Source organism: Brucella gallinifaecis, assembly GCF_006476605.1.
Classification (GTDB): domain Bacteria; phylum Pseudomonadota; class Alphaproteobacteria; order Rhizobiales; family Rhizobiaceae; genus Brucella; species Brucella gallinifaecis.
Genome location: NZ_ML636813.1, coordinates 55,554 through 81,793, shown reverse-complemented (window position 1 = coordinate 81,793; position 26,240 = coordinate 55,554). Strand labels below are relative to the sequence as shown.

The window sequence follows — 26,240 nt, the reverse complement described above, 5'->3', positions numbered from 1 at the left end:
TCTTTGCAAAGCTCGCAGCATAATTGCGTCCAGAAATAAGGCCGCTTATATCCTTCCAAAAACTTTGCGACAGAACCCTTCGGCTTCCGTTGGTTTCTGCCGTCGTTATTTCGCTATAAGCGCGCCTTTAGCCATGTTTTGCTGGCCTCGCTGTTTATTCAGCTATTTGCACTCGTAACACCATTGTTCTTTCAGGTCGTGGTAGACAAGGTGCTGGCTCATCGCAGCTATTCAACGCTGATCGTTCTTATAATTGGTCTGGCTGCGATCGGGCTGTTTGATGTCGTGTTGCAATATCTGCGTACCTATACCTTGTCACATACAACCAACCGCATCGATGTCGAACTGGGACAGCGGTTGTTTCGTCACATGATGAACTTACCGTTGAGCTATTTTGAAACGCGTGCAGCCGGGCAGACCGTTGCGCGTATCCGTGAACTTGAAACGATCCGGAATTTTCTGACCGGTCAAGGCCTGTTTTCCGGGCTGGATCTGATCTTCACCTTCGTCTTCATTTTTGTACTATTTTGCTATTCATCGATCCTTGCCTGGATCGTGGTTGCATCAATCCCGTTTTATATCGCGATTGGCGTTCTGATCCGGCCATTTCTCAAAACCCGTATTGATGAGAAATTTGATCGTGGTGCCTATAGCCAGCAATTGCTTGTTGAAACCGTCGTCGGCATCCAGACGCTCAAAGCATCGTCAGTGGAACCTGTTGTGGCGACACAATGGGAAGAGCGTCTGGCGGCTTATGTCCGCTCGTCTTTTGCCGCCACTATGCTGTCAGCAAAAGGTCAGAATGCCATCCAGTATGTCAGCAAAATAACCAATGCAGCACTGTTGCTCTTTGGTGCACAGGCCGTGATCAACGGCGAGCTTTCAGTTGGCGCGCTTGTAGCTTTCAATATGATTGCAGGCCAAGTCTCGCAGCCCATCCTGCGCCTGTCGCAGCTATGGCAAGATTTCCAGCAGGTGCAGGTCTCTGTTTCAAGACTGGCTGATATTCTCAATGCACCAACGGAATCAAGACCATCCGTTGGTGTCAGCTTGCCAGCCCCAAAAGGAGCACTGAGTTTTAAGTCAGTCGATTTCCGCTACAGCCCGGATGGTCAGGATGTGCTAAAAGGCATCGACCTTTCCATCGCGCCCGGTGAGGTGATCGGCATCGCCGGCCCGTCTGGGTCAGGAAAGTCGACACTCACCAAACTCATTCAGCGGTTTTACATGCCGCGCAATGGTCAGATATTTATTGATGGTCAGGATGCAGCACAGCTCGATCCTGCCTGGTTACGCTCGCATATCGGTGTGGTCTTACAGGAAAACATGCTGTTCAACCGCACGATCCATGACAATATTGCATTTGCCGTACCTGGCATGTCGCGTGAAGCTGTCATTCGTATGGCAAAGCTGTCGGGTGCTGATGAGTTTATTGCCAAACTGCCACGTGGCTATGACACGCTGATCGAAGAACGCGGCGCCAATCTCTCTGGTGGGCAGCGGCAGCGCCTGGCCATAGCACGGGCGCTTGCTACCAATCCGCCGATCCTGGTCCTCGATGAAGCCACCAGTGCGCTCGACTATGAAAGCGAGCGGATCATTCTAGGCAATATGCGGGAAATTGTCCGGGGACGAACAGTTGTGATCATTGCACATCGACTGGCAACAGTGCGCCATTGCAACCGCATTGTTGGCATGCAGGACGGTCGCATTATTGAGATCGGAACACATGACGAATTGCTGGCCCGTCCCGACGGACTTTATGCCCATCTGTGGCAATTGCAGACCGGGAGCAATTCCCTATGAGACGGTTTATCAATCTGTTTTTAAAACGATCAGCTGGTATGAAAACATACTCTAGCCGTCAGAACCATACTGACAATGCCTTCCTGCCTGCTGCACTGGAGATTCTGGAGACACCAGCATCGCCCGTGCGGGTGGCGTTCATTTGGTTTATTTGTCTGCTGGCTACCGGAACACTGCTCTGGACGTGGTTTGGCACGTTTGACATTGTTGCAACTGCACAAGGCAAGATCCAGCCAACAGGCCGTGTGAAAATCATTCAGTCTCTGGAAGCCGGGCGGACACGCTCTGTTGCAGTTCACAATGGAATGTCTGTACGGGCCGGTGATGTACTCGTTGAGCTTGATGATACGGAAGCTCTGGCCGGAGAACGCGCAGCAAAAAGCAGCTTACAGGCTTTCCGAGCCGAAGTCGCCCGAAGACAAGCTTTTCTGAATAGTACTTCAAATTGGTCAGAATCGAATTTATGGTCTGAGCATAGCCCCGCTGAGATTATTCAATGGACCGATACTGTGCCCATTTCGGACGCCATCCGGTTACGCGAGCAGAAAATCCTTAGTGCAGATCTGGCACAGCTTGGTTCCGCACTGAGAAGTTTTACTGCGCAACGTTTACAGCGCCAGGCCGAAATCGATAGTCTGACCCAGACAATTCTCGCACAATCCGCTCTCGTAAAGACATTAAGCGAACGCGTTGATATGCGATCCGCGCTTGTTAAAACGAGCACCGGATCTCGCGCGCACGTCATTAACGCGTTGCAACAACAGCAGGAAGCTTCAGCAACACTTGCATCGCAACAAGGGCAACTGGGAACTGCAAAAGCAGCACTCGAGGTGGCAACCAGTGAAGGCATCAAACTGCTGAACGCCACCATTGCTGACTACGCAACACGATTATCCGAAGCTGAGCGCCGGGTTGATGAACTGGAACAGCAGTTCATCAAAGCCAGAAAGCGCCGCCAGTCGATGAAAATAGAAAGCCCGATTGATGGCACGGTACAACTGTCGTCGATTACCACCGTCGGTCAGGTTATAACCGCAGGTGCAGAACTGATGCGCATCGTCCCAAAAAATGATCAGATTGAAATCGAGGCTTATCTTCCCAATCGCGATGCAGGTTTCGTTCTGGCCGGGCAGCCTTCTGTTATCAAGATTGAAGCTTATCCTTTTACACGCTTTGGCGTAATCGAAGGGAGTGTGACCAACGTCGCAACAGATACAGTGCCCGAACCGGATGCAGCACAACTGGAATCGACTGCTATGCGTGAGCCTCAAACACTCGTGCCGACTGGAAACGTTCAACGTGTTCAGAATCTCGTGTTTCCAATCACAGTAAAGCCCAATCAGGCAACAATCACTGTCAACAGTCGTCCGATGCCACTGATACCCGGCATGGCCGTCACGGTTGAAGTCAAAACGGGCAAACGCCGTATCCTCGAATATCTTTTCTCACCACTCGTCGAAATCACATCACAAGCGATGCAGGAGTTCTAAAATTAAGGTTACGGGTCCCAAGATTAAGTGTTGCAGGGACTTCCAGTTCTCACTTTATTCGCGAAACGTGTCTATCAAAAACGGGACACTGTTACCTTAACCTAAGCGTAAGGATCAGTGGCGATAACGGGTGATGACCGAACCTCGTTCTTCACTTTATCACCGCCACCGTTATCCCGCTGAGATTATTGCCGAAGCCGTATGGTTATATTTCCGCTTTCCCTTAAGCTTTCGCATGGTTGAGGACATATTGGCTTATCGCGAGATCTTCGTCGCATATAAGACAGTGTATGAATGGGCTGAGAAATTCGGACGCGCCTATGCCAGTAATATTCGTCGTCGCACACCGCGCCTTGGCAATACATGGCACTTGGATGAATGCATGATATCCATCAAAGGTGAGCATCACATTCTTTGGCGCGCGGTTAATCAGGATGGTTTTGTGTTAGATGTTTTTGTCCAGAAACGCCGCAATACCAAGGCTACCAAACGTTTCATGCGCAAGCTTCTCTCTGCATAGGACTGTGCACCGCGGATTATGGTCACTGATAGACTACGATCATATGACGCTGCCAAACGAGCAATACGCCTTAACGTTTGCAATCATTGCCAACATAAGGGTTTGAACAATCTGGCAGAAAATTCGCATCAACCGATTCGGCGACGTGAGCTTGTTATGAAGCGCTTTAAATCAGCCCGACATGTGCAACGCTTTACGTCGATACATGATCCCATTTACAACCTGCATTACTTTCCTTGCAACCAACTCAACGCTACTGATCACCGTGAATTACGACAAGCCGCCACTAACATGTGGCGTGAAATCAATTGCCTGAAATCCGCATAATAAATGCGTCAAAGGAATGAAGTAAGTCTGCACTCTCGTTAAAGTAAGAGTGCCCAGGCCGGACATATGACTACACCCTACCATGGACATTGACGCAGAAATACTTGCTATCGGGACCGTTCCAAATATGTAACACAACCAGGCAAAGCCCCATGCGCAATTGCATCGGCTTGCGAGGCTAGAAAAAAGCCCGCTCTCACGAACGGGCCTTTCATTTGTTGCTTATCCGCGAAGGACGCCGCCGGTCTGCTTGCTGACATTGGCAATCACCTGCTTCGACAATGCTTCCAGATCTTCGTCGGTCAGCGTGCGGTCCTGTGGCTGCAACAACACTTCAACCGCAATCGACTTTTTACCTTCACCCAGTGAAGCGCCTGCGAACACGTCAAAGAGCTGAACACCGGCAATCAGCTTTTTATCAGCAGATGACACAGCCTTGATCACACTGCCTGCTTCCACATTTGCATCCACCACAAAAGCGAAGTCACGCTTGAGGCTCTGGAACTGCGAGAGACTGAGAGGAGGTTTGGTACGGGTTGCCTTAGCCTTCGGCTCAGGAATCGCATCAATATAGACCTCAAAGCCGCAGAGCGCACCTGACACATCCAGCGCTTCCAGCGTGTCCGGGTGAAACTCACCAAAATAGCCAAGCACGACCTTTGGTCCGAGCTTCAGCGTGCCCGAACGGCCCGGATGGAACCACTCGGGGCCACCGGCTTCGATCTGAATGCGATCAACCGGCGCTCCGGCTGCCTCTAATGCTGCCAGCGCATCAGCTTTCGCATCAAACACGCCAACATTGGCAGCATTGCCCGACCAGAAACGGCCCGAGCCTTCCACACCTGCCGTGCCGCGGCGAATACCGCCAGCCACACGACGCTGCTGCTCAGGCTTGTCGCCTTCATAGATGCCCGAGACTTCAAACAGTGCCGTATCACCAAAGCCGCGATCCGCATTGCGCTGTGCAGCAGACAGCAGGCCCGGCAGAAGCGATGGACGCATGTCCGACATATCGGATGCAATCGGGTTTGCCAGTTTCAGTTGAGGCTTGCCGCCGCCAAAAGCCTTGGCCTGAGCTTCCGAAATAAAGGAATAGGTTACAGCTTCCATCATGCCACGCGATGCAAGCGTGCGGCGTGCCAGACGCGTACGGATTTGCAGCGTTGTCAGAATGCGGCCATTGACCGTGCCAAGCCCCGGCAGCGGCTGCGGTGCGATCTGGTTGATGCCATGAATACGCATGACTTCTTCAACGAGATCAGCCTTGCCTTCCACGTCACTGCGCCATGACGGAACTTTTGCCTTAATGACCTTGCCGTCACCTTCAACGCCAAAACCAAGGCGCTTGAGAATGTCAAACGATTCATCATAGGAAACGTCGATGCCGGTCAAACGCCTGACTTCCGAAACCGGGAAATCAATCACCCGCGCCGCGGGAGCAGTATAACCAACCACATCGAGCACCGTTGGCTTGCCACCGCAAAGCTCAAGCACCAGTTTGGTTGCAAGTTCCGCACCCGGAATCATCATTTCAGGATCAACGCCACGCTCAAAACGATAGCGTGCATCGGTGACGATACCCAGTTCGCGGCCCGTGCGTGCGATCATGCGCGGATCCCACAAAGCGGATTCGATCAGCACATCGACAGTGTTTTCATCGCAGCCTGAATGCTCACCGCCCATAATACCGGCAATCGATTCGGGACCGTTATCATCGGCAATCACATACATGCCCGGCTTGAACTTATGTTCACGCCCATCAAGACCCAGAATGGTTTCGCCGTCCTTTGCAAGACGCACAGTGAGATTACCCTTGACCTTGGCTGCATCAAACACATGCAGCGGACGGCCCTGATCGAAAGTCACATAATTGGTAATATCCACCAGCGCATTGATCGGACGCAGCCCAATATCTTTCAGACGCTGCTGCATCCATTTCGGGCTTGGGCCATTCTTGACACCCTTGACCAGACGCAGTGCAAAACCGTTGCAGAACGGGTTTTGCGCATCCTGATTGAGAATGACCTTGACCGGAACCTCGCCTTCGCCCTTTACCGCTTCCGGCAAAGTGTTTTTGAGTGTGCCAAGGCCAGCGGCTGCCAGATCACGGGCAATGCCGCGAATGCCGGTACAATCCGCACGGTTTGGCGTCAGGCCGATTTCGATAATCGGATCGTCGATACCAAGATATGCCGCATAGCTTGTGCCAACAGGTGCATCCTCGGCCAAATCGATAATGCCATTATGCTCGTCGGACAGCTCCAGCTCGCGCTCGGAACACATCATGCCGAAGCTTTCAACACCGCGGATTTTTCCAACCGAAAGCGTAACATCAAGGCCCGGCACATAATCGCCCGGACGGCCAAGAACACCGACCAGACCAGCACGCGCATTTGGAGCGCCACAAACAACCTGAACCGGCTGACCTTCGCCCGTATCAACAGACAAAATACGCAGCTTGTCAGCATCCGGGTGCTGAACGGCACTCAGAACTTTGGCGATCTTGAAAGCCTTGAAAGCGGCGCGGTCATCGACCCCATCCACTTCCAGACCAATATCGGTCAGTTTTTCGACGATCTGATCGAGCGTCGCATCAGTTTCAAGGTGATCCTTGAGCCAGGAAAGCGTGAATTTCATTTCTCTGTTCCTTCCTGTCTTTACGCGCTCAAACCACCGAACAGCGTCGGCAGATCAAGTGGACGGAAACCATAATGATTGAGCCAGCGCACATCGGCATCGAAGAAAGCACGCAGATCAGGCATGCCATATTTCAGCATGGCAATACGATCGATACCCATGCCCCATGCAAAGCCCTGATAGATATCCGGGTCATAACCCGATGCACGCAGCACATTCGGATGCACCATGCCACAGCCCAGAATTTCAAGCCAGTCGGTGCCTTCACCAAACTTCACATGCGGGCCGGAACGGTCGCATTGAATATCGACCTCAACCGATGGCTCGGTGAACGGGAAGAAGCTCGGACGCATACGCATTGTGACATTTGGCACTTCAAAGAACGCCTTGCAGAACTCTTCCAGCACCCATTTCATATTGGCGACATTGGCCGATTTATCGACAACCAGACCTTCGACCTGATGAAACATCGGGGAATGGGTGGCATCGGAATCCATGCGATAGGTCTTGCCCGGAATGACGATACGAATAGGCTCGTCCCGCCCTTCCTTGTCACGAATGGCTGCAAACTTCTCCATCGTATGCACCTGAACCGGCGACGTATGTGTGCGTAGCAGCTTGCGCTCGCCCTTCTCGTCAGCATTGAAGAAGAATGTGTCATGCATCTCACGCGCCGGATGACCTTCGGGGAAGTTCAGCGCCGTGAAATTATAATAATCGGTTTCGATATCCGGGCCTTCGGCAATCGAAAAACCCATATCTGCGAAAATCGCAGTGATTTCATCGATAACCTGAGAAATTGGATGAATGCGGCCACGCGAGACAGCGCCTTCACGGACGGGGAGCGTCACATCAAGCTTTTCACGCTCAAGGCGCAAGGCAACAGCTTGTTTGCGTAGCTCTGTTTTGCGTTCATTCAGCGCTTCTGTGACGCGGTTCTTCAGGCCGTTAATTGCCGGACCTTGCGCCTGACGCTCTTCCGGTGTCATGCTGCCCAGCGTTTTCAGCTTTTCAGAGACCGTGCCCTTCTTGCCAAGTGCTGCAACGCGCACTGCTTCAATCGCCTGCTCGTCGCTGGCAGCAGCGATTTCGCCAAGAATAGTTTGTTCGAGTTGCTCAAGATCGCTCATGTCTATATCCCTGTCGTGCTTGCAGCACTCCACGCCTCTTGCTTGGCTTCCCTGTCGCGCCTGCAGCGCTCCACGCCTCTTGGTTTAATCCCTCTCGTGTCCAGGGGACACTCGACGCCTCTTGTTTTTGGCTTCCCTGTCGTGCCTACGGCACTCCACGCCTCTTGGTTTATATCCCACTCGTGCCTGCGGCACTGATAAGAAAGAAAAACCCGCGCCAGCCGAGCCAGCGCGGGTTCCCAGAATTCAAAATATCACTTGGGAAGGGCTGGCTTAGCGAACAGCGCCTTCAAAAGCGTTTGGCGTCTCGGTATTCTTGAGGTACTCAAGAGCCTTCTTTGCAGAAGCAATCAGCGCACCGAATGCATCAGGTTCATGGATTGCGATGTCCGAAAGAACCTTACGGTCGATTTCGATACCAGCTTTACCAAGACCATCAATGAAACGGCCATAGGTCAAACCATGCTCACGAACAGCAGCGTTGATACGCTGAATCCAGAGAGCGCGGAACGTACGCTTGCGATTCTTGCGATCGCGGTAAGCATATTGCTTCGAACGATCTACAGCAGCCTTAGCTGTGCGGATTGTATTCTTGCGACGGCCACGAAAACCGGAAGCCTGATCGAGAACTTTTTTGTGCTTGGCGTGGGAAGTTACGCCGCGTTTTACACGTGCCATGTTATGATCTCCTTAGAGGATAGACGGCTTAAAGGCCGTTAGGCAGGAACTGTTTCACGATCTTCGCATCTGCGTCCGAGAGCACCATGGTGCCGCGTGCATCGCGAATGAACTTGTTCGAGCGCTTGATCATGCCATGGCGCTTGCCTGCAGCCGCAGCTACAACTTTGCCAGTGCCAGTAATTTTGAACCGCTTCTTAGCAGCCGATTTGGTCTTCATCTTGGGCATTTTGCTACTCCTTTGTTTAGTCCCCGTCGTGCTTGCAGCACTCCACGCCTCTTGCTTTTACGATCCCCCTTGTGCCCTTGGCACTCGACGTCTCTTGCTTTTAGTGGCGTCCGTATCTGCAACTGACAGAAACCTTGTTTTACTTCCGGACAGACCAAGTCCGAAAAGCATACGAAACCGCCACGGCATGCCCTGCCGGTCGGTTCGAGGGTGGCTTATAGGCGCAAAGCCTGAAAAACGCAATGACTGAATCACAATCACAACGGCAATTCATCCAGAGCGAATTGTCACAAAGAAAAACCGCCCGAAGGCGGCTCTTCAAAAGCAAAAAAATCAATAGATCAGCGTGGAGCCAGAACCATCATCATCTGACGGCCTTCCAGCTTAGGCTCGGCTTCCACCTTTGCAATATCTACAGTGTCTTCCTTGACACGCAGAAGAAGCTTCATGCCAAGCTCCTGATGCGCCATTTCACGACCACGGAAACGCAAAGTGAACTTCACCTTGTCACCATCGTCAAAGAAACGCTGGGCAGCCTTCATCTTCACTTCATAATCATGCGTGTCGATGTTCGGTCGCATCTTGATTTCCTTGATTTCGACCGTTTTCTGCTTTTTGCGTGTTTCGGAGGCTTTTTTCTGATTCTGATATTTCAGCTTGCCGAGATCCACGATCTTGCACACAGGTGGTTCAGCGTTTGGCACGATCTCAACAAGATCGAGCCCCGCTTCTTCTGCCATTGCAATGGCTTCCTGCGTCGGGATACTGCCATGATTATGGCCTTCGGCATCGATAAGCTGCACCCGGGGAACCCGGATATCACTGTTGGAGCGCGGTCCGTCTTTCTGGACCGGCGTCGCTCTGAACGGTCGGCGAATGGTCGTTATCTCCTGATTGTTAACGTCATAGGCGGCTTAATTTCGTGACCCGCGACGGCCTTTTCCTATCAAACCTCTGTTTAACGTGGAAATGTGGTCAAGCGAGCGGTAAAGTCAATAGCATCTTTGACAAGGAAAATCACCCCCGATGAATAAAGAAGTGTTTAGATCACTTTAAAGGATATATCTATCGCATTTATCAATATTTCAGGGGGAGAGTTTTTTCAGTCTTTCATAAATGGCAATGAAAAAACTTCAAAACTGCCTGCCAAATCAGGAGACAGACCATGAGCGCAGATGAACCGGATTTTATCACCATTAATGGTGCACAGATTGCAGTCCGCAATCGCAATGGTGAGGTTGCACCCGGCATTGTCTGGCTTGGCGGCTATCGCTCGGACATGCTTGGCACCAAAGCCATTGTTCTCGACGAGTGGGCTGAAAAAACCGGGCGTTGCGCATTGCGATTTGATTATTCCGGTCATGGCTCTTCAGGCGGTGACTTTAATCAGGGCACAATCTCGCGCTGGCTGGATGAAAGCCTCGCGGTTTATGACAAATATACAAAGGGTCCGCAGATTCTCGTCGGTTCCTCCATGGGCGGCTGGATCGCGCTTCGCATGGCACAGGAGCTGAAAAAGATCGGCAAATCACCAGCCGGAATTGTCCTGATCGCACCCGCCCCTGATTTTACCGCCGAACTGGTCGAACCCTCACTGACAGATGCGCAGAAAAAAAACCTGAACGAACAGGGCTATTTTGAAGAGCCGTCGGAATATTCACCAAATCCCTATATCTATACCCGTGCATTGATTGAGGACGGTCGTAATAATCTTGTTCTCAAGGGCATTATCGAAACGGGTTGCCCGGTACATATCCTGCAAGGCATGCAGGATGAAGCCGTGCCCTATCAACATGCTCTGAAACTCGTTGAGCATCTGCCCGTTGACGATGTAACGCTGACGCTTGTGCGTGATGGCGATCATCGCCTTTCCCGCCCGCAAGACCTGGAACTGCTGATCCGCACCATATCCAGCCTCGCCGACCGCATATCGACTGGAGCATAATCATGCGCTTTTCGATTTTTGCATCATCGGCTGTTGCAGCAATTGTCGGTTTTGGCAGCACGCTGGCACTCATCGTTGCTGCGGCCAGCGTTTTGGGCGCAACGCAGGCGCAAACTGCAAGCTGGGTGACTGCCGTTTGTCTGGCTATTGCAGGCTCATCCGCCTGGCTCAGCCTTCGTTATAAAATGCCGATCATTGCAGCATGGTCTACACCGGGACTGGCCCTGATTGGCGCCAGTGCCGGCTTTACCATGCCTGAAGCCGTTGGTGCATTCATCGTAACGGCTCTGGCGCTGATCCTGACCGGACTTGTCAGCCAGCTCTCGACGCTGGTATCCCGCATTCCGGCATCGGTTGCTTCGGGAATGCTAGCAGGCATATTGCTCAGTTTCGTAATTGCGGCTGCAAAATCCGTTTCGATTGATCCGGGATTTGTGCTTCCTCTCATTGCAATTTTCTTCATTATTCGTGTTTTCAATCCGTCACTGGCTGTCATTGCCGTGCTGGTACTCGGTATGGCCTATGCGCTGCTGAGCGATCGGGCACCGCAATTGCCTGCACCGGAAATCTCAACTCTCACACTGATCTGGCCAGAATTTCATATTGGCGCGATGATCGGCATTGCTTTGCCGCTCTATCTTGTGACCATGGCCTCGCAGAACCTGCCCGGTTTTGCCGTATTGCGTGCTTCAGGCTACGAGCCGCCGACAAGTGCCGCTCTGCGGGTAACGGGGCTTTTCTCGCTGCTGAGCGCCCCCTTTGGTGCCGGCACCAGCAATCTGGCGGCCATTTCCGCAGCATTATGCACCAATCCCGATGCGCATCCTGATCCCAACAAGCGCTGGATGACCGGCCCGGTTTACGCTGTTATCTATCTGGTCTTCGCCCTGTTTGGCGCTTCGCTGGTTGCGATTTTTGCCGTGCTGCCGGCAACGCTGATTGCGCTGGTTGCAGGCCTTGCTCTGATGGGACCATTCATCAATGCAATGACACTGGCGCTTAAAGTTGAAGAAGAACGGGTTGCCGCAATCGTAACCTTCGCAGTAACCGCCTCCGGCATTGCCTTTTTTGGTGTTGGATCGGCCTTCTGGGCACTGGTTGCAGGGCTTATCGTAGCCACTCTCGAACATTTACGTAAAAAAATTTCGAGATAATTGCATTGCTTAGCACCTGTTTTTCGGGAACTGACCCATGATATTCTTGAAAAGCCGCAATTGGTTTACCACGTCAAATTCAAGCCGCGAGACTAAGCGAACGGCCCTGAATTAAACGGAGTAGACCATGACCAGTTCTGCATTGATCCGCCCCGCATGGACGCCAGCGACGATTGCGCTGATGGTGCTGGGCTTTATCTTCTTCTGGCCACTTGGCCTCGCCATGCTTGCCTATATCATCTGGGGCGATCGCCTCGGCGACTTCAAACGAAGCGTCAATGAAAAGACCGATTCGATGTTCGGCTCGTTCCGAAATGGCAGCAAAAGCGAAGGCTTTAATTTTGGCAGCACCACAGGCAATGCCGCTTTTGACGACTGGCGTCGCGAAGAACTTGAGCGTCTGGCAGCGGAACGCCGCAAACTCGACGAAGCCCGCGCAGACTTTGAAGCCTATGCACAGGAACTGCGTCGCGCTCGCGACAAGGAAGAGTTTGACCGCTTCATGAATGAGCGCCGTGCTTCACGCAAGACAAGCGACAGCAATGACATAACGACCACATAATCGGTAAAATTCTTCTCTGAAGAGGTAAACGGCGTGGACTTTGTTCACGCCGTTTTGCTTCAATTCTTAAAACTATCTGGTTTTTTGCGCGAATCACTTATCTTTAGCGCATGGGTTTTTCCTTATTTCGATCTGCAACCAAAAAAACGCCTGTTGTCACGCGTGAACGCATTCACGCGGTTGCGGGGCGTGAACTGCCTTTGCGTGTGCTGGAAAACCCACGCGCCAAGCGCTTGACGCTGCGTATTGAAACCGGCGGCAAAGGCCTGCGCGTCACGATTCCGCCGGGCTTGCCCGACCGCGAGGTCCAAAGCTTTCTCACCCGGCATCAGGGCTGGATTGAAAGCCGCATTGCGAAAATGCCCGATCAGACGGGTCTTCGTGCAGGTGTGAAAATACCCATTCGCGGCATAGCGCATCTCATTACCCACCAGCCCGGACGCGGTACTGTGGATTTGCTGGAAGGCAATATTCTGCTCGTTCATGGTGATCCTGCACATCTTTCGCGGCGCATCGCCGATTATCTCAAGCGCGAGGTCAAACGCGATATTGAACAGCTTGTTGCCCGTCACACAGCAACAATTGGCCGCAAAGCCAAAGCGGTAAGGTTCAAGGATACCAAAAGCCGCTGGGGATCATGTACATCCGACGGCGTGCTTTCCTTTTCATGGCGTATCGGCATGGCGCCTGCACCCGTCATCAATTATCTCGTCGCCCATGAAGTGGCTCATCTGATCGAGATGAATCATGGGCCGAAATTCTGGAAACTCTGCCATGAGCTTTGTCCTGATACAGAGCGCTGCAAAGCATGGCTCAAGCGCAATGGCAGCGCATTACAGGCTATCGATTTTACATGACATCAGACATTCATACTGCTGCACGTGTGCTATGGAATTACCATTGCCTCTCCGATAAACTTATCACGGCCGATGTTATTATCGGTCTTGGCAGCGATGACACCCGCGTCGCAAAATATGCAGCCGATCTTTATCTGCAAACCTATGCCAATTGTCTCATATTTACAGGAAACAGCAGCAACAGCACAAAAGACCTTTACAGGGTGCCGGTTGCGGAAGCCTTTGCAAAAATTGCCATTGCGCAAGGTGTGCCCGAAAGCGCCATCATTATTGAGCCGAAAGCAAGCAATCTCGGTGAAAATGTTCTTTTTGCGCGTGAGATCATGGATGGGGGCGTAATCAGCCCGATTTTTGTAACCAAACCACACATGCAACGCAGGGTTCGGGCCACGGTTCACCGGCAATGGCCGGAAGCCAAGGCTATTATCACCGCACCCTCTACGTCTTTTGAAGATCAACCGACACTGGATCATGATTTTAAAATGCTGGTGCGGGAGATGGTGGGTGATCTGAGGCGTATTCTTGAATATCCGGCCCGGGGTTTTCAGATTGCCCAGGCCATTCCCCTTGAGGTCATGGAAGCTTATGATTATCTGAGTGCACAGGATTATGATGACGCGCCAGCTCAAACAGCGCCGGGAACAGCTTGAGTCGCGACGCAATATGTGCGACGGAAACGCCATGGTTTTGGATATAAAAATATGTGGTCTCAAAACGCCCGAAGCAGTCAATGCTGCCCTGGATAGCGGAGCGACGCATATTGGCTTTATCTTTTTTCCAAAAAGCCCGCGTCATATCACACCCGCTGATGCCGGTCGCCTGCGTGAGGCAGCTAAGGATCGCGCAAAAGTGGTTGCTGTAACCGTTGATGCAGATGATGAAACGCTTGATGAAATCATGCGTGAATTGAAGCCTGACATGCTGCAACTTCACGGCCATGAAACGCCTGAGCGCGTGGCTTATGTGAAAAAACGCTATTGCCTGCCGGTGATCAAAGCCTTTGCCATTCGCGAGGCTGAGGATCTTCAAATCATCGCGCCCTATAAGGGGATTGCGGACCGCTTTCTTTTTGATGCCAAGCCGCCAAAAGGTTCTGATCTTCCGGGCGGCAATGGTGTATCGTTTAACTGGGCATTGCTCGACACGCTTGACGCGGACGTCGATTACATGCTTTCCGGTGGATTGAATGCGGGCAACATTGCCGAGGCGCTGCACAAAACGCATGCGCCGGGTATCGATGTATCGTCCGGTGTTGAGCGCGCACCCGGTGAAAAGGACGTGCGTCTCATTGATGATTTCTTTCAGGCTGTCTCTCATGCCAGACAATAGCCTGCACATGACGGAGTGGCAGCATTGAACAAGCCGGTTGAACCCAATTCCTACAAGACAGGCCCGGATGAAGAAGGCATGTTCGGCATTTTTGGCGGTCGCTTTGTCGCCGAAACGCTGATGCCGCTGATCCTTGAATTGCAGGAAGCCTATGAAACGGCAAAGGACGATCCTGAGTTTCAGGCCGAGCTTGCCAATCTCTCGATGCATTATGCCGGTCGCCCCTCAAAACTCTATTATGCCGAAGGCCTGACCAAACATTTGGGTGGCGCAAAAATCTACTTCAAGCGCGAAGACCTGAACCATACCGGCAGTCACAAGATCAACAATTGTTTGGGTCAGATATTGCTTGCCAAGCGCATGGGCAAAACCCGCATCATCGCGGAAACAGGTGCCGGACAGCATGGCGTTGCCTCGGCAACCGTTGCAGCCCGCTTCGGTCTGCCTTGCGTGGTCTATATGGGCGCCACCGATGTTGAACGTCAAAAGCCAAATGTTTTCCGCATGCAGCTTCTGGGTGCCGAGGTAAAACCCGTATCCGCTGGCAATGGCACGCTGAAAGATGCCATGAACGAGGCGCTGCGTGACTGGGTCACCAATGTTGAAGACACCTATTACCTGATCGGCACCGCAGCCGGACCGCATCCCTATCCTGAACTCGTGCGCGATTTCCAGTCAGTCATTGGCACAGAAGCACGCAAACAGATTCTTGAACAGGAAGGTCGTCTGCCAGATGTGCTGATTGCAGCCGTCGGCGGCGGCTCAAATGCCATCGGCCTTTTCCATCCGTTCCTTGACGATTCATCGGTGAAAATCATTGGCGTTGAAGCAGGCGGCCATGGACTTGACGGCAATGAACATTGCGCATCGATGAATGCAGGCAGCCCCGGCGTATTGCATGGCAACCGCACCTATCTGTTGCAGAATGAAGACGGCCAGATTCTTGAAGGCCATTCGGTTTCCGCAGGTCTTGATTATCCGGGCGTCGGCCCTGAACATTCATGGCTTAAAGACAGTGGCCGCGTTGACTATGTGCCGATCCTTGATACGGAAGCACTGGAAGCCTTCCAGCTCTGCACGCGCACCGAAGGCATTATTCCGGCGCTTGAATCAGCACATGCCATAGCACAGGCTGTCAAAATGGCCCCAACCATGGACAAGGATCAGATCATGATCGTCAATCTGTCCGGTCGCGGCGACAAGGACGTGCATACGGTCGGGCAATTGCTCGGCATGGAAATGTGAGGATATGAGCATGACACGCATCAACACCAAATTTGCATCGCTCAAATCCGAAGGCCGTCCGGCACTGGTCACATATTTCATGGGTGGCGACCCGGATTATGCGACATCGCTTGCTGTGATGAAGGCATTGCCAAAAGCAGGTTCGGATGTAATCGAGCTTGGGATGCCTTTTTCTGATCCGATGGCCGATGGTCCTGCTATTCAGGCAGCAGGTCTTCGTTCGCTTGAAGCTGGCCAGACGCTGAAAAAGACCCTGCAACTGGCAGCCGATTTCCGTAAAGAGGACGACACAACGCCAATCGTCCTGATGGGCTATTACAACCCGATTTACATTTATGGTGTCGAGCGTTTCCTTGCTGATGCCAAAACATCGGGCATTGACGGTTTTATCATTGTCGATCTGCCGTCTGAAATGGACAAGGAACTCTGCATTCCGGCAATGCAGGCCGGTCTCAATTTCATCCGTCTGACAACGCCGACCACTGACGACAAGCGCCTGCCAAAGGTGCTGCATAATTCGTCTGGCTTTGTCTATTACGTCTCGATGAACGGGATTACCGGATCAGCCATTGCCGATACCAGTCGCGTGGCAGATGCCGTACGCCATATCAAAAAGAGCACCGATCTGCCGATCTGTGTCGGCTTTGGAGTGAAAACACCGGAACAGGCGGCAGCCATTGCACAAGCCGCCGATGGCGTGGTTGTCGGCACGGCAATTGTCAATGCTGTAGCGGGTGAACTCAATGATCACGGCAAGGTTAAGGGCGATCCGGTAGTTGCTGTCACTAAACTTGTCAGTGCATTGGCGGAGAGTGTTCGCGCAACACGCCTTGAAGCTGCCCAATGAATCGTCCATTTAAGCAGTCAGAGCATGTCGCGGAAAAGTGGGAAGCCAATTTCCGATAATGACATGCGTAGAATAACGAGTTTTCTGAAGAACAAGAAACGGAACCAAACGTCATGAACTGGATCACCAACTACGTTCGTCCAAAGATCAATTCGATGCTCGGACGTCGCGAAATGCCGGAAAATCTTTGGATCAAAGATCCATCGACCGGCGAAATGGTGTTCCACAAGGATCTTGAGAGCAACCAGTTCGTGATTCCGGGTTCGGGTCATCACATGCGCATCAAGAGTAAGGATCGTCTGCGTTTCTTCTTCGACAATGGCGAATATACGACACTGGAAAGCCCGAAAGTTCCAGTCGATCCGCTCAAATTCCGCGATGAGAAAAAATATATCGACCGCCTGAAAGATTATCGTTCGCGCACCGGCATGGAAGATGCGATCATCAATGGTCTTGGCACGATTGAAGGTCTGCCGATTGTCGCAACCGTTCAGGATTTCGGTTTCATGGGCGGCTCGCTCGGCATGGGCGCCGGTGAAGCGATCATTCAGGGCTTCCAGAAGGCGATTGAACTCAAGCGTCCGCTGGTGCTGTTTGCAGCATCGGGTGGCGCACGTATGCAGGAAGGCATCCTGTCGCTCATGCAGCTTCCGCGCACCACTGTTGCGGTGGAAATGCTCAAAGAAGCCGGATTGCCCTATATCGTCGTTCTCACCAATCCGACAACGGGCGGGGTGACGGCTTCTTATGCAATGCTTGGCGATATTCACATTGCTGAACCGGGCGCATTGATTGGCTTTGCCGGTCCGCGCGTTATTGAACAGACAATTCGCGAAAAGCTGCCAGAAGGCTTCCAGAGCGCTGAATATCTGATGGAGCATGGCATGGTCGATATGGTGGTTTCGCGCCTTGAGTTGAAATCAACCATTGCAAGCCTGCTTAAAATCATGATGCGCCAGCCAGCCAATAGCGATACTCCCGTAACCGCGTCTTCACCAGAGAAGCCGGAAGCTGACAACAAGGCGGCATAATTGTGGCAGGAAAAGCGGATGCCGTCATCGAACGGCTGATGCAATTGCATCCCAAAGGGTTTGATCTTTCGCTGGACCGCATTCGCGGTCTTCTGGAAAAGCTCGGTAATCCGCACCTCAATCTGCCGCCCGTCATCCATATTGCCGGGACTAACGGCAAGGGATCGGCCAGCGCTTTCTGTCGTGCGCTTCTGGAAGCGAGCGGCTTTGGTGTTCACGTTCATACCTCGCCGCATCTCGTCAACTGGCACGAGCGCTATCGAATCGCTTCAAAAAATGGCGGAAAATTTGTTTCCGACGATGTTCTGGCGGAAGCAATCGAGCGCGTGGAAGCCGCCAATGATGGCAAACACATTACGGTTTTCGAGATACTCACTGCGGTTGCCTTTGTGCTGTTTGCCGAGCATCCGGCTGATGTCGTGATTATGGAAGTCGGTCTGGGCGGACGCTTTGATGCGACCAATGTCATTGCAGAACCTGCCGTGTCGCTGATCATGCCGATTTCGATCGATCATCAGGCATTTCTGGGCGATCGTGTTGAACTGATTGCCATTGAAAAAGCCGGTATCATCAAAAAAGACTGCCCTGTTGTCATCGGCTTCCAGCAATTTGATGCAGTCCGTGAAGTATTGATCTCAACTGCCGACCGGCTAGACTGTCCGCTTTCAATCTATGGTCAGGATTTTTTCGCTTTTGAAGAACATGGCCGTATGGTCTTCCAGAACGAAGACGGGTTGATCGATCTGCCGCTGCCGCGCCTGCCGGGTCGTCACCAGCTTGCCAATGCTGCTGCTGCCATTGAGACCGTACAAATGGCTGGTTTCACCATTACCGAAAAGGCGGCTGAAAAAGCCATGATGGTTGTGGACTGGCCCGCACGCATGCAGCGCCTGACCCATGGCACGCTTGTTGATCTCGCACCAACGGCATCAGAAATCTGGCTTGATGGCGGGCATAATCCCGGCGCAGGCATGGTGATTGCGGAAGCCTTTGGCGATCTTGAAGAGCGCTCTACCCGGCCTTTGTTCCTGATTACCGGCATGATCAACACCAAAGACCCTGTCGGCTATTTTGAAGCTTTTGCAGGCATGGCACGCCATGTTTTCACAGTACCTATTGCGTCTAGTGATGCGGGAATTTCAAACAGCGAACTGGCAGTCAGTGCGCAAAAGGCCGGACTTTCGGCAGAGCCAGTGCATTCGGTTGAGAATGCGCTCAAGATTTTGCGCGATACATGGGCGCATGATGAAGCACCGCCGCGCATATTGATTGGCGGCTCGCTTTATCTGGCAGGCGAAGTACTGCGCGACAATGGCACGCCACCTATGTAACAAAAAAACCGGCTCAAAAGCCGGTTTTTTTATCTCAAAGATTTGCTGATTAAGCAGCGGAAGTCTTGATCCAGTCAGCAAGGCGGCTCTTTGGAGCAGCCCCCACCATATTGGCTGCAAGTTCGCCATCCTTGAACATCAGCAGGGTCGGGATCGAACGAACGCCAAACTGCGCTGCGAGTTCCGGGTTTTCGTCGATATTGACCTTGGCGATCTTGACCTGACCAGCCATTTCAGCGGCGATTTCATCCAGAGCCGGCGCAATCATCTTGCAAGGACCACACCATTCAGCCCAGAAATCCACAACGACTGGCTCGCTCGACTGAAGAACGTCCGACTGAAAATTGCTGTTATCGACCTTTACGGTTGCCATAGGGCTATCCTCATATCTGTTTGAGAGCGAAAGACTCACTGAGAAATCACTCCTTTGACTATATCATGTGGCGTGTTGACTGCCATCCGTCAAGTTCTGGTTAGTAACCTTTGCTTGAGAGTCGCCAAGTGCTTTCAGCGCTTCATCCATTATAGCTTCCGGCAATGGCAGCAAATACGGGCCTTCTGTGAAGAGCAAAGTCGCCTCGACAACCCTTCCCGGATAAAGGGGAGCCAGCAATTCCCGATAAAGTGCTAACTGCGCAAGATAAGCGAAAGGTACGGCTGCAACAGTCTTTGGCGGCGGACGATTGGTCTTGTAATCCACGATCAGCACACGATTTTCATCAACACTGATCCGGTCGATCTGGCCTGAAACAGCGTGATCTTTTCCGCCAAGCGTGATCGTGCCCATCACGGCAACTTCACCACGTGATCCGCTGGCAAAGACCGGCGCGAATTGCGGATCAGTCAGAATAGTCGCGACACTGATCCATGCTCGCTCACGCTCGATTTCCGGCCAGTCGGGAGCAATGCGTGCGAGATAGTCCTGTGCGAGCTTCTCACGCTCTTTCTCGGCCACTTCCGGCAAATATTGCAGCAGCATATGGATTGCCGTGCCGCGCCTTAACGCGAAAGCCGATGTCGCGCCGTCCTGTCCCAGAACCGGCGATAATATATCGAGCGGTGGCTCTTCATCTGCTTCAATCAAGGCCGATGCACCGGATGGCGCAAGCGGACGCGGCAGTCCCGGTTCGGGCTTTACGGGGGCAAGATATTCGAGCGGCAGTGGCGAAAACTCTACCGATTTTTCCACCTCTTTCTCTGCAATCTCTGTCAGACTTCGCGGCGTGTTGCGATAGCGTCGGGCTGCGACGCCTGAAACCGGATGCACAAAGGTTTCGGCTTGGCTTACCAACGCATCCTCAACCAGCCGGTGCCATGTCTCGCCGCTTTCACGCGAGCCGCGATAACCACAGACAATCAGCCGGTCTTCCGCACGTGTCATGCCGACATAAAGCAGGCGGCGATATTCTTCTTCTGCCCGTGTCTTGAGACCTTCAATCTGTGAAGCAAGAAAGCCCGTCTGATAGCCAGAATTGGGTTGCCAGAGATAGCCATTCACCTGTGGCCCATCATTGGTGAGATCAAAGGGAATGAGTTTTGGCGCACGGGTTCCGCTCCAGACGGCATTGCCGGGATCAACCAGAAATACCACAGCCCCTTCAAGCCCCTTGGCGGCATGCACCGTCATAATGCGCACTTCATTGCGGCCCTGATCCAGTTCACGCTTGATTTGCGGGGAAGCAGCATCGAGTGTTTCCAGAAATGCCTGCATACCCGGCAGACCAGCGCGTTCAGCAGACAGCGCATAGTTCTGGAATTCGTCAATAATATCGCCTGCTTCCGGTCCAAGCCGTGCAAGCAGCTTTCGCCTTGCACCATCTGCACTTAAAATTCGCGCATAAAACTCGAAAATAGGCATTGTATCAGCCATATTGCGCCAGCGGCTCAGCGTCTTGTGCACCGGAATAAGCGCCGGGTCTTCAAGGGATGCATGATAGAGCCGCTCAAACAGCGTTTCAGCCCCCTTACGCGGATGAGCCAGCGCAAACAGCCTGTCATCATCCCAGCCAAATAGCGGACTTTTGAGAAGCGAGGCCAGCGACAGATCATCAGAGGGCTGCAACACAAAACGCCCCAGCGCCATCAGATCCTGAATGGCAATATGGCTTGTCAGTTTGAGCCGGTCGGCACCCGCCACCGGCACGGATAGATTTTTAAGCGCACGCGACAGCGCCGGCATGAACTGGTCGCGCTTGCGCACCAGCACCATAATGTCTTTCGGCGCTAGTTTGCGGTTCTGCCCCGGAATGGTTTCGCCACGGTCAAGCCAGTAGCGTATGGTAGATGCAATCTGTTCGGCAAGTTTGATTGCAGGCGCCTGCAAATGATCAACCGGTTCGCGCCAGTCGTCAGGCTCCTCCACCACTTCCGGCGTCAGCATATCCCAGATTTCCACCTCGCCCGGCTCCTGATCGCGAATAGCGGAGTGAACGGTGGCACCCGACAGACCGCGATTGGCCTCGGGACGTGCAAAAACCTCATCCACGGCCTGCAACACATCAGGCGTTGAACGGAACGAGAAATTGAGGCTGACACGCTCGAATTTCAGCTCTGCATCCGCAGCTCTCCGGCTGACCGCCTTACCCTGCGCTGCAAAATCTTCCGGTATTGCGCCCTGAAACGAGTAGATCGATTGCTTCTCATCGCCTACCGCAAACAATGTGCGGTTGACATTGCGCTGGCCCAGCCCTGAGAAAAATTCTTCCGACAACATACGGATAACCTGCCACTGGTCAGGGCTGGTATCCTGTGCTTCATCAACCAGAATATGATCAATGCCGCGATCAAGCTTGTATTGAACCCACTGCCCTGCCCCATTTCGCGCCAGAAGCGCCACGGTACGGGTGATCAGGTCTTCAAAGTCTAGCAAGCCGCGCCTACGCTTTAAATCATGATAGCGTTGCAGAAGATTGTCTATCAGCGTGAGTGCGCTCAGATTAAGCCGGATCAGCCGCAATTCCTTGATCTTATCAAGGCCAAGTTCAACGCGCATTGCTGCGGCATTAAAATCTTCCTCGAAATCCGGCAGCAGCTTTTTGACGGCAGCCGAGCCTACATAAGAGCCGGATTTTGCTTCGCCGGTCGTTTTCAGGAAAGCAGCACGTAAAACGGCTTCCTTGCCGAAGCTGCTTTTGACCTTGCCATATTGCTTGAGCTGCAAGGCAAAATCATGTGCACGTGCCGCACCCTTCTGGATCGACAAAATGAGATCAAGTGCATCGTCGGAAAATTCCGGCACCGGCCACATATCGTCCAGCAAATCGGATTCGCGTGTATCTGGCCGAAAGCGGAAATGCCGGTGCAAAGTCTCGCTGCGCTGAGTCGTATCACCAAGGGCTGCAATATAGTGCTGCAAGCCATTGCGACGAGCAATGGCTTCATCAAGCAATGCCTGCAAACCCATCTCGCCCGCAGCCTGCATCACATCGGCAAAAGCTTTAGCCAGTTCCGGGTCGCCACCGCCATATGCAGCCTCAAGCAGGGTGCGCCGTGCTTCGCCAATCAGGGCTACCTGCATGAGGTCGTCCATCATCTCGAAGTGGCCTGCAATATTTGCCTCAAGCGGAAACTGATGCAGGATCGCTTCGCAAAATGCGTGGATGGTCTGGATTTTCAGACCACCTGGCGTTTCAAGTGCACGTGCAAAAAGCCTGCGTGCCACGCCAAGCCGTGCAGCCCCCGGACGCCTGCCCTCAAGCTTGATCAGCCTGTCAGTGAGATCTTCATCCGGCAGCATTGCCCATTCGGACAATCGGGCAAAGACACGGTTCTGCATGACGGCTGCCGCAGCCTTGGTATAGGTGAGACAGAGGATTTTCGATGGATCGGTGCCTTCGAGCAGCAGCCGGATAACCCGCTCGGTCAGAACATGGGTCTTGCCGGAGCCAGCATTGGCTGACACCCAGACAGAAGCCAGAGGATTGGCGGCACTCGCCTGTGCTGCGATTGTTTCGGCTGGAATGATACGTTGCTTTTTCATTCGCCGCCCTCCCCGCCGCTATCGCCACCAGCAGACCATTCCAGCACACGCGCCAGATGATCATAATCACCCGAAAGCTCTGTTTCTTTGAATGGTAACGCACGGGAAAGATAACCCTTAGCCGGATTCTGATATTCAATGAGCAATTGCGCCAGACGCTGCCATGCCTCTTCGCCAAGGGCAGGTGCAGTCTTTTCCGATGGTGGCCGGCCGATTTTCAAAATCGATTCCGGTTTCACCTCGCCGCCTGCCCGCAATCGCACATAAGTGAGATCAGACGCACGAACCGCGCCCAGTTCGCGGAATGCTCCGCGTGCAAGAAGGGCTGCCTCCAGCGCCAATTGCGGCGACAAAAGCACATGCGCCTGTTTTGGCGATGGCGTGGAGCCGGTCTTATAGTCGATCACTTCCGCGGTTCCATCGCGCATCAGATCAATTCGGTCCGCACGGCCTGACAAGGTAATGCCAAGGCTTTCGACTTCGCGTTTGTCGGATGCAATTTCGGCAAAGCGGGTCTGAACATTCCATGCACGTTCGCGTTCCCATTCGAGGAACTGCGGAATGAGTGCAGTAAAGCGCGGCCACCAGACTGCTTCAATTTCAATGGGCAGGTCCATTTCAGCAAAGAAATACCGCCCAAATTCTTCAAGCTTTACGGCTGCATCCTCACCAAGCGGGTCAATTCCCTCTTGCGTGAAATGCCCGAGAATATCGTGAAACAGCGTTCCGCGTTCTGCTGCCGCCGGATCACGGATCAGCGGCTCGAGCGGACGCAGTTTCAGAATTTTTCTGGCAAAGATCGCATAGGGATCGCGGCGCAGGGTTTCGATTTCCGTAACTGAAAAATGTCTGGGTCGGGCAGAAACCGGCGGCTTTGGTTCCGGGCGCTTGACGAAAGGCACATCGGGCGCCTGATCAATCTCGCGTGCCCAATGGATATAACGTTGCCCACGCAAGCGCATATCCTTCGTCACGTCAGCACCCAGCACCGTTTCAAGCCGCTGCAACCAGCGCGATGGAATGGTCGGCGCATTATCGGATCGCTGCGAGCGCGCCAGCACGACATGATCCATGCCAAGCGCCATCTGGAAATCATGGGCTGCAAGGCCGGTACGGCGCTCAGGCGGATCAAGCGCAATCATCGCTTTCATCGGGCGCGACATGAAAGGATCATTACGTGTTCTGGCAGGCCATGTGCCTTCATTAAGACCACCGATCACCAGCGTATCCATGGTCTGCAAACGCGCTTCCAGCGCACCCCAGATAAAAACACGTGGATGTCCGCCCGGATGCGGCTTGACGGTTTCGTCCGACATCAGTGCTTCGAGAATGGCTGGCCATTCAATGGCCTCAAAATCCAGTCCCGCCTCGCTCGACACCAATTGCCGCAGGAAAGAAGCAAGCTTCTCACCATGCTCGCCCGAATAATAGCGTGCGACGCTGTCATTTTCGTCACGCGCCAGATTTTCGAGTGCTTCAACAGTGGCGCGGCTGATCTCACCTATTTCCGTTCGCCGGTTAATGGTTGCAAAAGGTGCCAATGGCGCCACAGCTTCAGAAAGGCTCACGCAAAGTGCACGCGCGGCCTCGATCATGTCAGGCGAGACAGTTGAATGCCATGCCGGTTGCCATGACTGATTGGCACTCTCTTCCATACGACGGTCAAAAAATGCAGGCAGATCGAGAATTGATGCCCGGCCCGTTCCACCACGAAATGCCAGCAACTCAAGTGTTTCCGCAGCCAGCCGGCGCTCGATGCGTTTGCCGCCCAGCCGCAGCATCGGATGTTTGACCAGCGCCAGTAATGCCACCGGATCACCGGGATTAAACACGGTTTCAACCATGAGACGCATCAGCGTCGCGGTTTCAATATCGCGCAAATGACGACCGCCGGAATCATCGGCGTCAATGCCAAAACGTGCCAGCTCCGCCACCACGCGGCGCGCCAGATTACGGTCGGCAGTGACCAATGCTGCGGTCTTTTTTTCATCATCAATCGCATCGCGCAGTGCCAGCGCAATTGCCAATGCTTCCTCACGCTCATTAGCGGTTTCAATCAGATCAATATGGCCAGCATGTTGAAGCAATGCCTGTGAGTGCATCTGCGTATCACGCTCCAGCAGGCTCCATGCATCGGTGGTTTCCGCCGGACGCAAGGCTTCGCTGACCACGCGCTCCAGAACGCGCTTTTTAACCGGCATATCTTCAATATGCCCGACATCATCACGGGTAACGCCAATAGTCTGCAATAGCTTATGGAGACCATATTGCGGGTGGCCGAAGGTTGACGGATTATCGTCTGATGCGCCCAGAAGATTCCATGCGCCCTCATCAAGATCACGATCCAGCCCCGGCAGAACCACAGCACCTTGCGGCAGCGTGGCAATCACTGAGACAAGCTCAGCGGTTGCGGGAATAGAGCCTGTGGTACCCGCAGCAATCACTGGGCCTTGAGGCGGATGATCACGCAGTCGCCGCACCTCGCCCCAGATCAGTTCATTGCGGTGCGCAGCCGGATTTGAAAGCTTGCGTTCTTCAAGAATTTCCGGCCAGATTTTGGTGACAATATCAAGGAAACCAAGCGTGACCTGCCACCAGTCGGCAAGATCATCAGGCGCAATGCTTGAAAGCTCGCTCCATTTGGCATTGTCGGTTTCAACCTGATCCATAAGGCTTGCCAGATCACGCGCCAGCCAAATCGCATCAGAGGTTGTTGCGGGAACCGAAACATCATCGACGCCAAACAGTGCCCGCACATGCGCAGGCAGCGATTCACGCCACGGGCGTATAAGCCGCGCCAGAAGCAACAGCCGTTCAGCCTTGCCAATGGGCGGATTGAGATCGAATATGCCGGATGTAGCCGCATTGAAAAAAGCCGCATCTTCATCCACATCGCCCAGCGGGCGAATGCTCGGAAGGATTGCAGATTTAGCCGAATTCATATCAACCAGAATGGAGCGAAGCGCACGCGCTGCACGGCGCGTCGGCACATAGATGGTTGCATTCGCCAATGCCAGCGGATCAGCGGCATTGCCGGGAAAGCCTTCGATCAAACGGCCTTCCAGAAGTGCCTTGGCAAAAGCTGGCAAAAAAGGCGTACCAGAAGGAATGGAAAACAGTTTTGGTGCTCTCATATCAATTCC

The 26,240-nt window shown here is 53.1% G+C and carries 19 protein-coding genes and 2 pseudogenes; 13 read left to right on the top strand and 8 right to left on the bottom strand.

Annotated elements, in window-relative coordinates; translation table 11 throughout:
* Positions 1 to 78: 78 nt before the first annotated feature.
* The 3 genes and pseudogenes from FHY56_RS15780 to FHY56_RS15770 all read left to right on the top strand — a co-directional run.
* Positions 79 to 1,806: pseudogene (locus FHY56_RS15780) on the top strand (type I secretion system permease/ATPase); the annotation flags it as partial.
* A 38-nt stretch (positions 1,807 to 1,844) separates the two neighbouring features.
* Complete coding sequence (locus FHY56_RS15775; RefSeq protein ID WP_140906111.1) at positions 1,845 to 3,296, top strand: HlyD family type I secretion periplasmic adaptor subunit; 1,452 nt, start codon at positions 1,845 to 1,847, stop codon at positions 3,294 to 3,296.
* Between the two features lie 133 nt (positions 3,297 to 3,429).
* Positions 3,430 to 4,143, top strand: a pseudogene (locus FHY56_RS15770) (IS6 family transposase).
* A gap of 222 nt (positions 4,144 to 4,365) precedes the next feature.
* Here FHY56_RS15770 and pheT read toward each other — a convergent pair.
* The 5 genes from pheT to infC all read right to left on the bottom strand — a co-directional run bounded on the left by pheT (position 4,366) and on the right by infC (position 9,695).
* Positions 4,366 to 6,780 carry a phenylalanine--tRNA ligase subunit beta gene (pheT, locus tag FHY56_RS15765; protein ID WP_140906110.1) on the bottom strand — a complete coding sequence of 805 codons (2,415 nt, stop codon included), beginning with the start codon at positions 6,778 to 6,780 and terminating at the stop codon, positions 4,366 to 4,368.
* Between the two features lie 20 nt (positions 6,781 to 6,800).
* Positions 6,801 to 7,910: a phenylalanine--tRNA ligase subunit alpha gene (gene pheS, locus FHY56_RS15760; RefSeq protein ID WP_140906109.1), complete on the bottom strand. Its 1,110-nt coding sequence runs from the start codon at positions 7,908 to 7,910 to the stop codon at positions 6,801 to 6,803.
* A 273-nt stretch (positions 7,911 to 8,183) separates the two neighbouring features.
* Entirely contained in the window at positions 8,184 to 8,588 is a 405-nt protein-coding gene (gene rplT, locus FHY56_RS15755; RefSeq protein WP_140906108.1) for a 50S ribosomal protein L20, read from the bottom strand.
* Positions 8,589 to 8,616: 28 nt separating this feature from the next.
* On the bottom strand, positions 8,617 to 8,817 hold the full coding sequence (gene rpmI, locus FHY56_RS15750) for a 50S ribosomal protein L35 (protein WP_007872654.1): 201 nt from the start codon (positions 8,815 to 8,817) through the stop codon (positions 8,617 to 8,619).
* A gap of 341 nt (positions 8,818 to 9,158) precedes the next feature.
* The gene (gene infC / locus FHY56_RS15745; RefSeq protein WP_140906107.1) at positions 9,159 to 9,695 is read right to left on the bottom strand and encodes a translation initiation factor IF-3; all 537 of its coding nucleotides are present in this window, start codon (positions 9,693 to 9,695) and stop codon (positions 9,159 to 9,161) included.
* A 287-nt stretch (positions 9,696 to 9,982) separates the two neighbouring features.
* Between infC and FHY56_RS15740 the strand changes: the two genes are divergently transcribed.
* The 10 genes from FHY56_RS15740 (at position 9,983) to FHY56_RS15700 (ending at position 19,118) form a co-directional block, all read left to right on the top strand.
* Positions 9,983 to 10,762, top strand: coding sequence for an alpha/beta hydrolase (locus FHY56_RS15740; RefSeq protein WP_140906106.1), 780 nt, complete (start codon positions 9,983 to 9,985; stop codon positions 10,760 to 10,762).
* A gap of 2 nt (positions 10,763 to 10,764) precedes the next feature.
* Complete coding sequence (locus FHY56_RS15735) at positions 10,765 to 11,916, top strand: benzoate/H(+) symporter BenE family transporter (protein ID WP_140906105.1); 1,152 nt, start codon at positions 10,765 to 10,767, stop codon at positions 11,914 to 11,916.
* Positions 11,917 to 12,043: 127 nt separating this feature from the next.
* Positions 12,044 to 12,478, top strand: coding sequence for a DUF2852 domain-containing protein (locus FHY56_RS15730; RefSeq protein ID WP_140906104.1), 435 nt, complete (start codon positions 12,044 to 12,046; stop codon positions 12,476 to 12,478).
* Between the two features lie 110 nt (positions 12,479 to 12,588).
* The gene (locus FHY56_RS15725; protein WP_140906103.1) at positions 12,589 to 13,335 is read left to right on the top strand and encodes a M48 family metallopeptidase; all 747 of its coding nucleotides are present in this window, start codon (positions 12,589 to 12,591) and stop codon (positions 13,333 to 13,335) included.
* Positions 13,332 to 13,985, top strand: a complete 654-nt coding sequence (locus tag FHY56_RS15720) for a YdcF family protein (protein ID WP_140906102.1) — start codon at positions 13,332 to 13,334, stop codon at positions 13,983 to 13,985. The genes FHY56_RS15725 and FHY56_RS15720 overlap by 4 nt, the downstream gene beginning before the upstream one ends.
* Before the next feature lie 31 nt (positions 13,986 to 14,016).
* Entirely contained in the window at positions 14,017 to 14,664 is a 648-nt protein-coding gene (locus FHY56_RS17995; protein WP_193556799.1) for a phosphoribosylanthranilate isomerase, read from the top strand.
* A 24-nt stretch (positions 14,665 to 14,688) separates the two neighbouring features.
* On the top strand, positions 14,689 to 15,909 hold the full coding sequence (gene trpB, locus FHY56_RS17990) for a tryptophan synthase subunit beta (RefSeq protein WP_193556798.1): 1,221 nt from the start codon (positions 14,689 to 14,691) through the stop codon (positions 15,907 to 15,909).
* Between the two features lie 10 nt (positions 15,910 to 15,919).
* Positions 15,920 to 16,756, top strand: coding sequence for a tryptophan synthase subunit alpha (trpA, locus tag FHY56_RS15710; RefSeq protein WP_140906101.1), 837 nt, complete (start codon positions 15,920 to 15,922; stop codon positions 16,754 to 16,756).
* A 113-nt stretch (positions 16,757 to 16,869) separates the two neighbouring features.
* The gene (accD, locus tag FHY56_RS15705) at positions 16,870 to 17,787 is read left to right on the top strand and encodes an acetyl-CoA carboxylase, carboxyltransferase subunit beta (RefSeq protein WP_140906100.1); all 918 of its coding nucleotides are present in this window, start codon (positions 16,870 to 16,872) and stop codon (positions 17,785 to 17,787) included.
* 38 nt (positions 17,788 to 17,825) lie between these two features.
* A complete protein-coding gene (locus tag FHY56_RS15700) occupies positions 17,826 to 19,118 on the top strand; it encodes a bifunctional folylpolyglutamate synthase/dihydrofolate synthase (RefSeq protein ID WP_193556800.1) in 1,293 nt (430 codons plus the stop codon).
* 49 nt (positions 19,119 to 19,167) lie between these two features.
* On the opposite strand, the gene trxA is transcribed toward FHY56_RS15700, so the two are convergent.
* From trxA to addB, 3 genes are all read right to left on the bottom strand, one after another.
* The gene (gene trxA, locus FHY56_RS15695) at positions 19,168 to 19,491 is read right to left on the bottom strand and encodes a thioredoxin (RefSeq protein WP_140906098.1); all 324 of its coding nucleotides are present in this window, start codon (positions 19,489 to 19,491) and stop codon (positions 19,168 to 19,170) included.
* A gap of 63 nt (positions 19,492 to 19,554) precedes the next feature.
* On the bottom strand, positions 19,555 to 23,097 hold the full coding sequence (addA, locus tag FHY56_RS15690; RefSeq protein WP_140906097.1) for a double-strand break repair helicase AddA: 3,543 nt from the start codon (positions 23,095 to 23,097) through the stop codon (positions 19,555 to 19,557).
* Entirely contained in the window at positions 23,094 to 26,231 is a 3,138-nt protein-coding gene (addB, locus tag FHY56_RS15685; RefSeq protein WP_140906096.1) for a double-strand break repair protein AddB, read from the bottom strand. Before addB ends, addA begins: the two co-directional genes overlap by 4 nt.
* Between the last annotated feature and the right edge of the window lie 9 nt (positions 26,232 to 26,240).